Source organism: Vibrio sp. 10N.222.47.A9 (assembly GCF_963872585.1).
GTDB classification, from domain to species: Bacteria; Pseudomonadota; Gammaproteobacteria; order Enterobacterales; family Vibrionaceae; genus Vibrio; species Vibrio splendidus.
On the sequence record NZ_CAWNBB010000020.1, the window covers coordinates 85,270 to 100,361 of the forward strand.

The window sequence follows — 15,092 nt, forward strand, 5'->3', positions numbered from 1 at the left end:
GAATGATTACACAAATACCGTTTAAATAGGTTTACTAATGACTGAACCAGCGTCGCGCGCGCTTTACCAAAAAAGGTAATCCATGACCATATTGAATGTCCATCAACTCATCTCAGATTTCCCATTACTTCAACAATTGATTGCATTGGAAGAGGTGGTTTGGTTTAACCCAAATGTGACGACTCTGGAGCGCGGTTTGCCTTATGTGGGATTAAGCGAACAAGATATTCATGATGCGAGTTTGAGGTTACAAAGGTTTGCCCCTTATCTGGTGAAGGCATTCCCTGAAACTCATGTGACGAATGGCATCATCGAATCTGAACTTATCGATATCCCTGCAATGAAGTTAGCATTAGAAGCTCATTATCAGCAGCCAATAAAAGGGCGTTTGATGATGAAGAAAGACAGCCATTTACCGATTTCAGGTTCAATCAAAGCGCGCGGTGGTATCTATGAAGTACTAACGCATGCCGAGAAGCTAGCGATTGAAGCGGGGTTACTGTGTGAGAGCGATGACTACAGTAAGTTGCTCGAACCTGAATTTCGTGACTTCTTCCGACAATACAGCATTGCGGTAGGATCCACGGGTAACTTAGGAATGTCGATTGGCATAATGAGTGCCAAGCTAGGTTTTACAGTGTCCGTTCATATGTCGGCAGACGCGAGAGCTTGGAAGAAAAGTAAACTGCGAGAGCACGGTGTTAACGTGGTCGAGTATCAACAAGACTATGGCGTTGCAGTAGAACAAGGACGTAAAGAGGCAGAGCAAGATCCTCGATGTTTTTTCATTGATGATGAAAACTCGCAAACACTGTTCCTTGGTTACTCTGTGGCTGGAGAAAGGCTCAAGAAGCAATTCGAGCAACAGGGGATTGTGGTTAATGAACAGCATCCTTTGTTTGTTTACTTGCCTTGTGGTGTGGGGGGCGGCCCCGGTGGTGTTGCATTTGGCTTGAAAATGGCTTTTGGTGATCACGTGCACTGTATTTTTGCTGAACCGACCCATTCGCCTTGCATGTTGTTGGGTGTTCGTACGGGATTGCATGATGAGATTGCGGTGCAAGATCTGGGTATCGATAACCTAACGGCTGCAGACGGTTTGGCGGTGGGTCGGGCTTCTGGTTTCGTGGGGCGCGCGATGGAGCGCTTGCTTGATGGTTATTACACATTAACCGATGAACGTATGTATCAATTGCTAGGCGAACTGAACCAAGTGGAGGGTATTCAACTTGAACCTTCAGCATTAGCGGGTATGCCAGGTGTGATTCATGTTGAGCAGAATAGAGAATATCTTGATCGCCTAAAAATTGATGAGTCGACGCTAGCGAATGCAACGCATCTTGTGTGGGCGACTGGCGGAGGCATGGTGCCACCACAAGAAATGGCAGCTTACTTAGCGAAGTCATCGGTTTAACCCTAAAGATTTTATAGGCTAAGATTTTTTAAAATATAAGCTGTTGTAAATATCAGCGGTTAAAAGATAAGTCATGATAGAAGAGTGTTGTTTATCGGTTGAACGCACTCTTTTTTACTCCTAAATCCAGTCGTTATTCAAACAATAACTTGCGCAGATCGTTATCCGAAACACATATTTTATAAATTAGGCTTCTTAGATGTTCTAACTATCAGTTAGGTTGAGTGGCATTCAACTTGATAGGGATTTAGCAATGCAAACGGATAAAGTGATGCAGACAAGACATATAAACACACCAGAAAAATTACTACAGCGTTTAGATGCGATTGGGGAGTCTTTGGAAGCATCGGGTAAGGCTCATGCTTTACTGGGATTGGGCTCGGTAGGTATTGAAACAGAACGACTTGATCAGTATTCAGATGTCGATTTTTTCGCGATAGTACAAACGGGGCATAAGCAGTATTTCTTAGACAGCTTGCATTGGCTATCTGATATTCACCCAATCGACTACGCGGTGAGAAACACCGTCGATGGCTATAAAGTCTTATACGCTGACGGAATCTTTTGCGAGTTTGCGGTGTTTGAATCCCACGAGTTAGCGCATATTCCATTTGCTGAAGGGCGCATTGTTTGGCAGCAACCTGAATTTGATACTCAGTGCTGTATCCCACCACAAAAAAGGGCGGCAGAAGCTAATTCGCAAGAGTGGATCATTGGTGAGGCTCTAACTAATCTTTATGTGGGTATGTCTCGTTATAATCGAGGCGAAAAGCTGTCGGGCAGTCGGTTCGTTCAATCTTACGCACTTGATCGTTTGATCGATCTTGTGGATCAAACTGAACATTCTGAGCCTGAATTTGTCGATGAGTTTATGTCGGATAGAAGACTAGAAGCGCGCTTTCCTAAGTTTGCCCAATTGCTACCAACCTTTACCCAAGGTTACGAGCGCACGGCTGAATCGGCACTTGCCCAATTAGCGTTCCTCAACACCCACTTCACAGTCAACCAAGCTATGTGTGACCGAATCACTGAACTGTGTTCCAGTAAAGATTAAGCCTATAACCTGTTAATCTTAAACCTATTTTCTTGGCGCGCGTAAATAACAGTTGTCGCTCGTCTGTATTGTTGATAGGTTTTAACCATGAAATTTAATTCTGCTTCAACTTCAATTTTCTTTTGGTGGTGCTCTCAATAGAGCAGCACGGAATACTTACATTCTTTAGCTGCTGGACGGTAGCTAAGAATGTCATCAAAAATGTCGCCTCTTTTTATCTCCAGTAGCCTTTTTTACTTGGAGATACACCATGAATACCAACTCAAACAACCATATCGACAGCAATAATATTGGCAGTAAGAACAATACCAACAAGCCTGAAATCATTCTGACTGGCGATAGAGCTACTGGGCCTTTGCATTTGGGTCATTACGTCGGTTCACTTAAACAAAGAGTCTCTTTGCAGCATATTCACGACCAAACGATATTGGTCGCTGACATGCAAGGGCTTACCGACAACGCCCATAATCCTTCGAAGGTTTCTTCCAACATTCTCAATGTAGTCGCTGACTATCTTGCGGTGGGTATCGACCCAGCCAAGACGATGATTTGTCTGCAATCACAGCTGCCGGTGTTAGCTGAGCTCACCATGTTCTACAGCAATCTTGTTTCTATCGCTCGCTTGGAACGCAATCCAACGGTCAAAAGCGAGATTCAGAACAAGGAGTTTGGTCGCTCTATTCCAGCAGGCTTCCTCACTTATCCAATCTCACAGGCGGCAGACATCACTGCTTTTAACGCGACTTTAGTGCCTGTTGGCGATGATCAATTGCCGATGTTAGAACAAACCAATGAGATAGTAAGGAAAGTGAATTCGCTCGCTGGCAAATCAATCTTGAATGAATGCAGACCGCTTCTCAGCAATGCATCTCGCCTCCCTAGTACCGATGGTAAAAGTAAGATGTCTAAATCGATGGGCAACGCCATTAATTTGGGTGCAACAGAAAAAGAGATCAGAGCTGCAGTCAAATCCATGTATACCGACCCAAATCATCTACGAATTGAAGACCCAGGCAAGGTAGAAGGGAATATCGTGTTCACTTATCTTGATGCTTTTCACACAGACGATAACTATGTCAGTCAACTAAAAGAGCATTACCAAAGAGGTGGGCTAGGCGATGGACAAACTAAGAAAGTGTTGGAAGAGTGCTTACAGGAGATGCTTCGTCCTATTCGTGAAAGAAGATCAGAGTTACTGGATGATAAAGCGCAGCTGATCGAGATTTTACGCAGTGGCACCCAAGTCTCTAGAGAAAGAACGCAAAAGGTACTGTTCGATGTAAAAGGCGTCTTTGGTCTGAATATTATCTAGCACTGGCTGTATGTAAATAAAGTCAATTAATTTGAATGATGATTACGGTTGATTTATAAAATGGATTTTGTGGATGGAAATGAGGTTGTATGGCAACGCGTAATCTCAAACTCCAGCTTTCAAGTTATGGTAATTAAATGAAAATTAACGTTTTATTCTCTGTCTTATTTTCGGCTTTGGTTTTAATGTCTGGCTGTTCAGATGTGGTTAGCGATGAGTACTCGACTTATGCGCAAGCCAAACAAGAGCGATTGTTCGACAGAGGTTGGTTACCCGACATTCTGTCTAAATCTACCGTGAAGATTGAAGTGAATAACGATCTGGATGCGAATACTTCAGAAGGAAGCTTCATCATCAACGAGCCAGCATTGTCTGAATTTATTGGGAAATTAAAGCTGACTGAATCAGCCAATCAATTTCAGTTTGTGGATGGCGAGAATGTTTGGGTGTTTAAGATTGGTGATGATAGTCTAGTTTCCTACACGCTCAGTAAGCGCAAAGGCTAAGTTCAGTAATTCCAACCTACATTTCTGTTATGAGTTATGTGGGTTGTTGAATGACATTGTTCACCTAACTGTGCCTAGTCACCGCCAATAAGCTCTTATCACTCTTAGTTACAGGAAGGTAATGATGGAAATCAGTCATTTAGATCATTTGGTATTAACCGTGAGTGATTTACAAGTTACGGTCGACTTTTACCAACGGGTGCTTGGAATGAACCCCATCGAATTTGGCGAGGGCAGGTTGGCGTTGTCATTTGGGACGCAGAAGATCAATTTACACCTCAGTGGTAGCGAGTTCGAGCCAAAGGCAAGACGTGTGCAGGTCGGTAGTGCAGATCTCTGCTTTATTACCAATACGTCAATTGCTGAAGTCGCCGAACATATCCAAGCGCAAGGCGTCGTGATAGAAGAGGGACCAGTACAGCGAACCGGTGCAACGGGAAAAATTGTCTCTGTTTATATTCGAGATCCTGATGGCAATCTGATTGAAGTCTCGAATTATTAGTTCTAGGCCTGAAATCGTACGCTTTTGTTTACTCTTCAAGTACATGACATTTCACTTTTACGCTGCTCGGTGCTGGATGTAGTTAACCAAATAAATTACAATCGAACGATGTTTTATTAATTCGTGCTTTATCACTATGATGAGAAACTTACTCATATTCATCGTTAGCCTGTTTTTCTTAACAGCTTGCTCTTCAACGAGTCATCATCAGCTAGACGAGAATACATTGAGCAACGAAGACGCAATGTCGAAAAGCTTGGAAGAAGAGAGCAATATCGATGTTGCAACTGATACAAGTGCTGAGACCAACGTTGAATCTTCCCATGAATCGTTCGTTAATCATCAACCAATAACTGATCATGAATCAAACTCAAACCTTGATTCAAATAATGACACGATAACTCACGCCAATGCAGAGCCAGTATCAGTGGAACCTTCTCAAGTAGCAGCGACAGATACAACAGAAAGCGATGCTAAGAGTAGCGGTGAGAAAGGCATCGGAAGCTACTTTATTCGTCATAACCAACCGACTAAGACCGTGATTAAGTCATTAGAGGGCGTGACAGATGCATTGAATGTCATGACGTTTGGGATATTTGCCACCGGTAATGGTTAAACCGTTAACCAAGAATGCCAACCTAATAGATAGAATTAAACGTGAAGGCGAGCCCAGTGGTTCGCCTTTTTTGATCCTAAATCTGGCCATCACTGTGCTTAATAATCGAGTTCACCTATCTGAGCGTTTGAGTCAAGTGACGGTTAACGAAAATAGGAAATTATTAGTTCTGGAAGGGACTCGCCGAATTTAACGTGTTTGACTTGTTATATGCATCAGAGGTTCTAATACTCATCCGAAAGTAAGCAATGAAATCTAATCTTACAAAGACAACTCTTATATTCATATGTGAGCATAGTAAGATGTTTGCTGTTAGGTTCGGTTTAGGTTTAGTTATCAATATTCTAGGGAAGAAAAATGAACAACAAGAGTGTGTTTTTAAGTGTCGCGATGGTGATGTTGTCAGCTCATGCAAATGCATCTGACGCGAGCCATGAGTCTGTATCAGATGGTGTTATTGCAGAACAAAGAGCGAAGCTTTCTGAAAACACCCAAGGGCAAGGTTTTGGCCCGCAAGCCCCACGAGATTTGGGTTCATTGAAAGGAACAAATACCAGATTGTTTTCGGATGCCCCTGATTCGACAGCGATGAACTTATGTAATATTCACTTCCATAAAAATGCTGAGCATAAAGGCGGCGAGTTTACTCAATACGCTGGCAACGGTGATGGTAAGGGATTCCAGAGTGGCTTTAAATACACAGGCAAGTTGAGTTCTGCTGAGCTGAAACCATTTGAGGGCAAGGTTTGTCCGAGCGATCATGGTTCTTTGCATTCGGGCGACACCATTGAAGTTCACTATGTTTATTCAACGGCGCAAGTTGAACCGGGCGAAACACTGGGTGCTTGTTTTAACGACGCGATTACCAACCCGCAACTGCGTGTTGAAACTCAAGTCTATGTATTAGTTAATGACGACAAAGCTCTCGACTTTGAAGCATTAGCGAAACACTCTAAAGTCAACGGTTTAAACCAAGCACCAAATATTCCTCAAAATACGGGTTCAGCGATTCAATACGCAGGCTCTACAACGGGTCCTGGTTACAATGAGCAAGGTTCACCTTTCCAAGTAACATGGAGCGTTAGACCACAAGTCGCGAAAGTAAATATCGCGACAGTGGGTAGCTGGTGTGAAGGTAATGACTTTAACGAAGATCACGCCCACGGTGTAAGAAATATAGTCGTAAACCCAGAGTTACTGTCTCCAATCGCTAACTAATCTTGTCACGTTGATTTTCTATCATTGTTTTCGAAGGCGAGCCTCTAGGTTCGCCTTTTTTGTGTCTTAACGAAAAACACTTTGGTGACTGGTGACTGGTGACTGGTGACTGGTTTAAGTTTATGTTTGGGGTTGGGGCTAGGTTTAAGCTTAGTGGGGAAATTACGTGTCACATTTATTCAAAACATGAGTTGTGTTAAACGCGCTTAGTCAAAAACGTTCTTTACCCGAATCGAAGCTCCATGATACGTTCATGATCAATTATGTTGGGTTATAGATAAGGACAGTCTAATGTCACTAGAAGGTGCGATTACATTCTTTATTGCCATGTTTATATTTGGTATTACTCCGGGGCCTGGCGTATTTGCCATTTTAGCTCGAGGCATGGTTAATGGTTGGCGAAAGTGCATCACTCTATCGTTAGGGATGATATGCAGTGATCTTATTTACCTTGCGCTTGCCTGTTTTGGTCTAGCAACGATTGCCGAGAATTGGTCGATTGCGTTTGAGGTGATTCGCTACGTTGGTGCGGCTTATTTGATTTACTTGGGCTACAAGATGTTTAAGAGCCTACCTGAAGTGCAAGGCTCAGCGGAACTAGCCGCCAAACAGAGCCAGAAATCCGAACTCGCGAGTTTCGCGCAAGGCTTTTTGATCTCAGCTTCAAACCCTAAAGTGATTCTGTTTTATATTTCGTTCTTGCCGACTTTCATTGATCTGACAGTTCTGCGCTCACAAGATATTGTCTTGGTTTCTGCTTTAGCAGCTGTTGCTCTAATGTCCGGTTTAATGCTCATTGCAATGGGTGCGGGCAGAATGGCAAGTTTACTTAAAACGCCACGTGCTCATAAAAGATTAAATCAAAGTGCTGGTGGAATAATGATTGCTGCTGGCTCATATTTGGCGATAAATCGATAAAAAAGATTCTTTAAGTAGAAAGGCGAACCGATTGGTTCGCCTTTTTAGTTGCAGGGAAGTATCTAATGTTCGTGCATTACGCGTCTACAAAAATTACTTCACCAGTAAGAAACCCATCGACCGAACGCTCAAACGCTTTACCAACAAGTTTGCTTGGTACAGGTTCAAAACCTGGCATCATTTCACCGTAAACATCCCACGCTTCAGCAAGAACGGTCGGGTTAATGACATTGATACGCGTGTTTCTTGGCATTTCAAAAGCAACAGTTTTAACGAAGGTATCAATTGCGCCGCTAGTGGTTGCATCAGCAATCGCAAAAGGAATAGGTTTAACATTCAAGATACCGCTAATTAGAGTAAATGAACCGCCATCAGCAATGTACTTTTGGCCGATGCGCACAAGGTTGATTTGTCCCATCATTTTGCTCATTACCGTGGTCATCCATTGATCTTCAGTCATACCCGCAAAGGTATTGTATTCGCAGAGGCCAACGGTGTTCACGACTGCATCAAAGTGTCCCACGTTCTTGTACAGCGCTTCAATTGATTGCGGATCAGTGATATCAACGATGTGGTCGACATCGCCAGAGCGACCCGCAGTGATAACGTTGTGATTGCCTAACCCCATTAGTGCTGCTTGACCCATCTTGCCACGTGCGCCAATTAGAATGATTGTTTTCATGTTGTTCTCCGATCTGTATGTGTTTCGTTTCGATGGAAGAACTTTAATCAAATAGCTAAACAAGTAGAAACAAAGCTTAATTGTGAGTGTTACTGGTTTTTCTTGTTGAGTGTTACACTGACATGGAATCCAACTTCACCGAGCGAGTGCGTGTGAGCAAACTAGACCGATTAGACATAAAGCAACTTAGAGTTTTCCAAGCTTTAATCCGTGAAGAGAACGCCTCCAAAGCCGCGAATCAATTGGGGATGACCCAGCAAGCTGTTAGTGAGCATTTGAAGAAACTGCGAGAAGTGTTTGATGATAGGTTGTTTGTGAGAAAAACCAACGGCTTTGTTCCGACCACCTTTGCACAAGAGTTATCTGTCGGTGTCGATCGTTTACTGATCGACTTCAATTTATTGTTATCTAAAACAAACTTCGTACCAGAGAAAGCTAAAGGGACGTTTGTGATTGCGGCGACGGATTATGCCCAGCAGATCATCTTACCAAGCTTAATTGCAAAGCTAAGGGAACAAGCTCCAGAGTTAAAGCTGATTGTGCGTGACTTCGAAATTGACAACCTGCACGAGCTAATGGAAAGCGGCAAGGTTAACTTAGCGATCGCGTTTCCGGACTACATTCCAAGCAGCTACAAAGTAATCAAGCTGTTTGAAGAACACCATGTGTGTGTTGCATCTCCTCATGCTTCAATAGCACAAACCACACCTTCATTAGAGGAGGTGGCGACTTATCCCACCATTATTGCTTCACCATCTCGTCCAAACTTCAAAGGATCGATTGATGAATGGTTCGGTCAGTTTGGGTTAAAGCGCAATGTGGTGGTCTCCGCACCGTGTTTCTCCATTGTACCCATGTATTTAAACACCACAGATTCTATTGCGTTCTTGCCATCCAGAGCTATTGAAGGACTCAATTTGGTGACGATTTCAATGGAGCAATCCCCGGAAAGCTTCGATGTGGTGGCTGCTTGGCACCCGAGGTATAACGAAGATCCACTACAAAAATGGGTGACATCATTGCTCAAGGCTGAGAAATAATTGCTAAAAATAACAGGTCGTATTGACGCCTTTACTGCGACAGAAAACGGGTATTGATAGATGACAGTAAAGTAGGGCACATCTACTGAATCACTCGCATTGTTAAACGAAAGGTTCAACCGATGATTATCAACTACTTGTTTGTTAGTCACATAGGTGCAATTATTTAACGAGTGATATTACTCGGATGCATGTCTCATGATGACTATCGAACAACAGCTTTCTCGGTTGGACCTAAACTTATTAGTGTCGTTGAGTGTTTTAATCAAAGAGAGGAACGTAACGCGCGCAGCCAATACTTTGTATCTGTCTCAACCTGCGATGAGTCGTACCTTAAGTCGCTTGCGAGAGTTGTTTGATGATCCACTGTTTTATCGAGAGTCTAATGGCTTAGTGCCCACGCAAAAAGCGCTAGAACTGCAAGCACCTTTAGAAGAGTTGCTATTGGCGATGCGAAGCCTAGTAACGAAATCTGCGTTTGATCCTGCTGAATGTGTTCAAACCTTTGTTGTCTCTGTACCGCCATTAATGAGTCGGATGCTTTCTGTTCCCCTTGCTGAACGCTTCATGCACGATGCTCCAAACGCCAGTCTTATCGAATATCCCATTGCGAAAACGCCCACCAGTCAACTGCTGTCACGAGATGTAGATTTTACTATTCACATCGAAGCCCCAAGCAATCCAATCGAATTCCCATACGTGAGTCTTGGGCAGATCTATCCGGTATTTTATGTTTCTGAACATCACCCTTTAGCGAAAGCGAAAAATGTCACGCTTGAGCAGTGCCTCGAATCTCGTTTTGTCGACCTCACGCTGGATATACGCTCGAATTACGGGTTGCAACACCCTGTAGACACTTACTTAGTTAAGAATGGAATGCAGAGAGATATTGCATTTAAAAGCGGGCAGCTTCTTACTTTGGTGGAAGTGATGCAGAGTTCGAATACAATTTTGGTTGCGACCCACAAATTGACGGAACTAGAGGGAATAGGCGACAAGATAGTACCGATATTCTCTCTAGATAATGTACCCGAGTTAATGTTCGAGCTGTTTTTGATTGAGCATAAAAGAACCGTTACCAGCCCAGCACATCAATGGTTCAAGAACTTAGTCGTGTCCGTGATTGAAGACGTTGTTTGTGACAGTTGAGCCAACGTCTTTGCCAACACCGCAGCTTAGTTAAGTTGACCGCTTAGTTCAGATTCCAGTTAAACCTAAACGGTGCTCTTCGGGTTTTGGGTGAGTCATTGATGGCTTTTAACAGTATTTTGGCTTCTGCTAGCGAAACTGAGAGGGAGGCTGAAACTGAGCCTTCAGTATTTTTTGCGTAGCCAAGCTTCAATAGCTTCTTCCAAATGTTGTTTGATTCAGAATCTAGAGGCAGTTGAAGCGTGCCTTTCGACAAGGTTTTTCGCCCCGTAATCTCATAGATAGTTTGCACCGCTTTGCTGTATTGCTTTTCTTCAACGTGTCGAAAAAATTGAATACTCAACTTTTTGGTATTCAATTGCTGGCGTGCGACAAAATAACGCTTTAAATCAATAAAATACTTTCCGATTAGGCGATCAATTGTAGCAAGGAATATTCCCGTAATGACCAAGTAATACCAATATTGGCTTAGCCAATTCGATAAGGTTTGAGCCCCGTCGCTCGATCCTAAAGTGTTGCTTAGTGAGTCTAATAACTTTGCGTCACCGACTTGAAGCGTTTGCTGCTCAACAGTCAATGATTCCAGCTGATTGGTCTTTGTGTTCCACCATGTCATGGTCTGTTTTGGTAAGACGACTTTCCCTTGTTCTTGAAGAATTAACGTTACCTGTTGTTTGAGTGTCGCGGTATTGCTTTTATTTAGGCGATTAAATACGTTTTCTTTGACTGCTGGTTTGCGATACAACTCAACGCCAGATATGTCTGGGATGTTGATCTCAGGCAGCAACATCATGTGTGAGTTCGCCACGCTCAATGTATACGTTGCAGTTACAGCGTGGCCAACTTCGAATTCGTCGGTTAACGGACGATCGGTTGATATCGAAAGCTCAGCATTTGGGCTAACAATCAACGCGTCTGCATCAATGTTGCTTACGGGCATTTTGGGTGTAAAGTTAATGGGTTGCGATTGAATCACGCCCTCAACAACTGTTTCGCTTGTCAGCTCTACACTAACGGGAATCTTCAATTCAGGGACGGTAAACTCGCCAGTTTGCATTGGGTACAAGTAGTAACGTGCTTTTTGTGTAAACCACTTAATGCCTTCAATTGTGCGTGCTGAACGAGCGACTTTCTGCTCATCTTTCTTTACGACCGTGTTGGGTATATCTAAGTAAGGTAATGCCAACTCTTCTTGAAAGGGGCGGGTACTCAATACTTCAACGTCGAGTGCGACTTGTTGTTTCACAGCGACATCTTGAGCTTTAATTTCAACATTCAGCTTCAACTCACCGTCACTGACAAGCTGGTATAGGTTAATAGCATTGGCAGGCATTGAAATTAAAAGCACCATCGCGGATAAGATAGCAAACCAACATTTCAGAAGGTCGAATGATCGGATTGTCGATTTAGTTTTGTTCATTGCTGTATTCCTGCTGAAATTTTTGTCTTAGAAACTTAGATGGATTCTGTCTGACCTGTTTTAGCCAGACTTGGTCAGAGATCACGAGCTCCTTCTGACTCCCTTCTTTTGGTTCGTCGTAGACCAATTTCCTATCATCAATGACTTTTTCTGAATCTTGTTTTGTCGGTGGTGTGTTCTTAATCTTCTCGATCGCAGCTTCCACAACGGCTAGGTTATTGGTCGCTTGTTCTGAATACTTTTCGTTGTTCAATAGTTTGTTGTAAAGCGCCGTGGCTTTATCAAATTGGGCTGTATGAGCGTAGCTGTTCGCGACGATAAATTTAGCGAAATCAGTCAGCGCTGCCGATTTGCCACCTTGTTTACTTACTTGTGTGCTTAATTGGTCAATCGCGCCAAGGAAATCACCAGATAAATAACGACTGTAGGCTTTCCATGTTGGATCATCGAACAGAGCGGCACTTTGCGCGTAGTTGCCTTGCTTGAACTCGACATAAGCGTGTTGATTGCTAGATAGCCAAAAATCAAAAAATGAGTGCTTATCGGAAATTCCCCAAATCAGGTTTCCTGCAATAAGCATAAGCAACAAGTGCATTGGCTTAAGTTTGGATAACCAAGCTAAACGACTGGATTGGTTCGGAGTCGAAGAGGTTGGCTTCGTCAGATTATCAATCTTTTGATTGATTACCTTTGGGTTCACTATCTGTTTATTATTTACCACTGTAGCGTCCACCCTTTTCTAAACCACATCAATTGGATAGGCAGCAACAAGAACAGCAACCAATAGCCCGCGTCTAACCAAGGTAGGGCGTTATCGTTGACCGCAAACAGGTTGTTTTGAATGCTTTGATAAACCGCTTTTACATCGCTAGCATCGTGGGTGAATAAAACCATGTTTCCATGACCAGCTTGCGCCAGTTGTGACAGTGAAGCGAGTTGAGTTTCTGTTAAACCTGCCGCGCCATTTCCGCCACTTTGTGGGTTTTCACCCATCGCCCAAACGATCACTTGATGTTGCTGTTGTTCAAACGCTTTAGTGAATTCTTCTATCGCTTGGTCATTGGTCTTGTCAGTCAGTATCAAAACCGTTGATGGTGCTTTTGCTTGTGACATTAGCTCGAGTGTTGGCTTTAACACTGAAGCCGGTTTGCTCTCGTTATCTGGCAACAAACTTCCATCCAATACATCGAGGAAGTATCGCGTTAACTCTTTGTCTTTGGTGACTGGCATAGCGACATGGGCACTGCCACCGTATATGACTAAACCAGTTTTTGCGTCGCCTCGCAGTTCAACGAGCTGATTGATCTTCTGTTTAGCACGCTCTAATCGTGACGGCTGAATATCGGTTTTATTCATTGAATCCGAGACATCCAAGGCGATCACCAGCTCGGAATTGTCTTCAAAAAATGGTGACGGTTGTTGCTGCCACGTTGGGCCCGCCATAATGAGCGTGGCTAGAACCGCAAACACCAAAAACAATCGATTAGGAGAAACTATACGCGCTCGATTTTGGTTGAGAGACAGATGTTCCACCATGTTTTTAGACATCACAGGTTGCCACTGCGCGACTAAATCGTCTTGTTGAACGAGTGCACGATAAAACAACACGAACGGGATCAGTGCTAACAACCATAATGGGCGCATGAAATGAAACTGGGTGATATCGCCACCAAACAATGTATTGAAATCAGTCATTGGTTAGCTCCTCTCTACGGCGAATAACGCGTTTTATTTCTTTTTTACGACGCAGATTTGCACCAAATACGATTAAGGCGGCGAGTAGGTTGCTCACCAGACATACGCCAAATGCATAGTGGTGCAAGTTGTGTTTCGGACGATGAGATAAAAGTTCGAACTCTTGCTGTTCTAGTTCGTCGATCGTTGCGTAAGCTTGTTCGAGTTGCTTTCGGTCCATGGCATGAAACATCTGCCCGCCAGTTGCGGCTGATACCTTCTCTAAAGTGGGAAGATCCATCTTGTAGCGACCTTTGGTACTCGGGTCACCAATTGCAATGGTGTAAATCTTCACGCCATATTTGGCGGCGATTTCCGCGGCTTTGACAGGAGGCATTTTCGAGCTGGTGTCATCACCATCGGTAAGCAGAATCATCACTCTTTGACGGCTCTGCTCTTGTTCGAATACGGCAATTGATAAGCCAATCGCATCACCAAAAGCGGTTTGAAATCCGGCATAGCCAAGTTCAACGTCTTCGAGCAGCGATTGCCATACGTTAATATCCTCAGTAAATGGCGCTTGAACATAAGCAGAGTCGGCAAACAAGATTAACCCTAAGCGGTCATGTTCTCGCTGGGCCGCGAACTCACGCAATACCTGCTTTGCAATCGTTAAACGGTCGTGTTTGTTACCTTGTTTATCGGCAAAATCCTCTTCTGACATCGAACCTGACAGATCAAGTGCGACCATAATTTCACGAGCGGATTTCTTTTGTTCTATTGGTTCGCCCACCCACATCGGTTTAGCAATCGCGACGACTAAAGCGAGATAGCTGATAATGACTAATAGCCATTGCACTTTGCGACGGCTCATCTTGACCGCGGTTTCAGAGGGCTCTTGTGAAGAGACGGCAATCAGGCGATCAAAAAAGGGCACTTGAATCGCGCTTTTTGACTCTTTGTAAACAGGTAATAGCCAATACACGGCAAAGGGTAAACAAAGCAATGCAAACGCTATCGGGTATTCAAATTCAATCATGTGACACCTCGTGATGCTTTATCCAAAGTGCAACGTTCTCCATGATGGCGTTTCGTTTTTCTTCCGTTAATGTCGCTGCTGAAGAGTAGGCGAGTTGAGCAAGTACGCCTGAGAGTTCTGATGTAGAGAACTCGGTTGAAAATTGACGCTTGGTGCAATGGTCATCTAACCATTTTTCCCAATCTGTACCGGTTAAAGGTGCGACCTCTGTACGAGGAAAGGCGTACAATGCGGTTCTTCGTAGCAGTTGTGGTAGCTTTTGAAATGATGAAATGTCACCAGACTGAGCCTCTAAAGAGAGTTGCTCGAGTTCTACCAAGGCAGCGCGTCGGTATGTGTTTGCTAGGTATTTTTGAATAACTAAATAGACACGATATAAAGCGAAGCAAAGCAGCAACAAGAGTAGCCAGTACCAACCTGGAGCATTCGGTAGCCACGAGATGCTTTCTGGCAAAGAAGGCTCAGACAAAGAGGCCATTAATGGATTCACATTTTCTGGCTGTAAAGGCTCAAGCCCAGTGTTAGTCGTCATAGTCTGCATTCTCAGT

Annotated in this window: 16 protein-coding genes; 10 read left to right on the plus strand and 6 right to left on the minus strand. The window is 43.7% G+C overall.

Features of this window, described 5'->3' with window-relative positions:
• Positions 1–82 precede the first annotated feature (82 nt).
• From AACT19_RS03715 to AACT19_RS03750, 8 genes are all read left to right on the plus strand, one after another.
• Positions 83–1,414, plus strand: coding sequence for a D-serine ammonia-lyase (locus AACT19_RS03715; RefSeq protein WP_076645311.1), 1,332 nt, complete (start codon positions 83–85; stop codon positions 1,412–1,414).
• Positions 1,415–1,667: 253 nt separating this feature from the next.
• Positions 1,668–2,468 (plus strand): hypothetical protein, encoded by an 801-nt coding sequence (locus AACT19_RS03720; RefSeq protein ID WP_076645313.1) that lies wholly within the window; start codon positions 1,668–1,670, stop codon positions 2,466–2,468.
• Positions 2,469–2,718: 250 nt separating this feature from the next.
• The gene (gene trpS / locus AACT19_RS03725; RefSeq protein WP_076645315.1) at positions 2,719–3,780 is read left to right on the plus strand and encodes a tryptophan--tRNA ligase; all 1,062 of its coding nucleotides are present in this window, start codon (positions 2,719–2,721) and stop codon (positions 3,778–3,780) included.
• A gap of 137 nt (positions 3,781–3,917) precedes the next feature.
• Positions 3,918–4,286 carry a hypothetical protein gene (locus tag AACT19_RS03730; protein ID WP_076645317.1) on the plus strand — a complete coding sequence of 123 codons (369 nt, stop codon included), beginning with the start codon at positions 3,918–3,920 and terminating at the stop codon, positions 4,284–4,286.
• Positions 4,287–4,410: 124 nt separating this feature from the next.
• Positions 4,411–4,788 carry a VOC family protein gene (locus AACT19_RS03735; RefSeq protein WP_076645319.1) on the plus strand — a complete coding sequence of 126 codons (378 nt, stop codon included), beginning with the start codon at positions 4,411–4,413 and terminating at the stop codon, positions 4,786–4,788.
• Between the two features lie 136 nt (positions 4,789–4,924).
• Positions 4,925–5,404, plus strand: a complete 480-nt coding sequence (locus AACT19_RS03740) for a hypothetical protein (protein ID WP_076645321.1) — start codon at positions 4,925–4,927, stop codon at positions 5,402–5,404.
• Between the two features lie 357 nt (positions 5,405–5,761).
• The gene (locus AACT19_RS03745) at positions 5,762–6,622 is read left to right on the plus strand and encodes a delta-class carbonic anhydrase (protein WP_061022985.1); all 861 of its coding nucleotides are present in this window, start codon (positions 5,762–5,764) and stop codon (positions 6,620–6,622) included.
• Between the two features lie 291 nt (positions 6,623–6,913).
• Positions 6,914–7,540 (plus strand): LysE family translocator, encoded by a 627-nt coding sequence (locus AACT19_RS03750; RefSeq protein ID WP_076645323.1) that lies wholly within the window; start codon positions 6,914–6,916, stop codon positions 7,538–7,540.
• Between the two features lie 76 nt (positions 7,541–7,616).
• On the opposite strand, the gene AACT19_RS03755 is transcribed toward AACT19_RS03750, so the two are convergent.
• Entirely contained in the window at positions 7,617–8,222 is a 606-nt protein-coding gene (locus tag AACT19_RS03755; RefSeq protein ID WP_076645325.1) for a short chain dehydrogenase, read from the minus strand.
• A 152-nt stretch (positions 8,223–8,374) separates the two neighbouring features.
• Between AACT19_RS03755 and AACT19_RS03760 the strand changes: the two genes are divergently transcribed.
• A complete protein-coding gene (locus AACT19_RS03760) occupies positions 8,375–9,262 on the plus strand; it encodes a LysR family transcriptional regulator (RefSeq protein WP_076645409.1) in 888 nt (295 codons plus the stop codon).
• A gap of 198 nt (positions 9,263–9,460) precedes the next feature.
• On the plus strand, positions 9,461–10,411 hold the full coding sequence (locus tag AACT19_RS03765) for a LysR family transcriptional regulator (RefSeq protein ID WP_054541129.1): 951 nt from the start codon (positions 9,461–9,463) through the stop codon (positions 10,409–10,411).
• 43 nt (positions 10,412–10,454) lie between these two features.
• Here the strand turns inward: AACT19_RS03765 and AACT19_RS03770 are convergent, their stop codons facing one another.
• From AACT19_RS03770 to AACT19_RS03790, 5 genes are read right to left on the minus strand one after another with little or no spacing between them, the layout of a single operon-like run.
• On the minus strand, positions 10,455–11,831 hold the full coding sequence (locus tag AACT19_RS03770; RefSeq protein ID WP_076645327.1) for a BatD family protein: 1,377 nt from the start codon (positions 11,829–11,831) through the stop codon (positions 10,455–10,457).
• A complete protein-coding gene (locus AACT19_RS03775; RefSeq protein ID WP_076645329.1) occupies positions 11,818–12,552 on the minus strand; it encodes a tetratricopeptide repeat protein in 735 nt (244 codons plus the stop codon). The genes AACT19_RS03770 and AACT19_RS03775 overlap by 14 nt, the downstream gene beginning before the upstream one ends.
• Positions 12,546–13,526 carry a vWA domain-containing protein gene (locus AACT19_RS03780; protein WP_076645331.1) on the minus strand — a complete coding sequence of 327 codons (981 nt, stop codon included), beginning with the start codon at positions 13,524–13,526 and terminating at the stop codon, positions 12,546–12,548. Before AACT19_RS03780 ends, AACT19_RS03775 begins: the two co-directional genes overlap by 7 nt.
• Positions 13,519–14,544 (minus strand): vWA domain-containing protein, encoded by a 1,026-nt coding sequence (locus AACT19_RS03785; RefSeq protein ID WP_076645333.1) that lies wholly within the window; start codon positions 14,542–14,544, stop codon positions 13,519–13,521. Before AACT19_RS03785 ends, AACT19_RS03780 begins: the two co-directional genes overlap by 8 nt.
• The gene (locus tag AACT19_RS03790) at positions 14,537–15,076 is read right to left on the minus strand and encodes a DUF4381 domain-containing protein (RefSeq protein ID WP_076645335.1); all 540 of its coding nucleotides are present in this window, start codon (positions 15,074–15,076) and stop codon (positions 14,537–14,539) included. The genes AACT19_RS03785 and AACT19_RS03790 overlap by 8 nt, the downstream gene beginning before the upstream one ends.
• Positions 15,077–15,092: the final 16 nt, after the last annotated feature.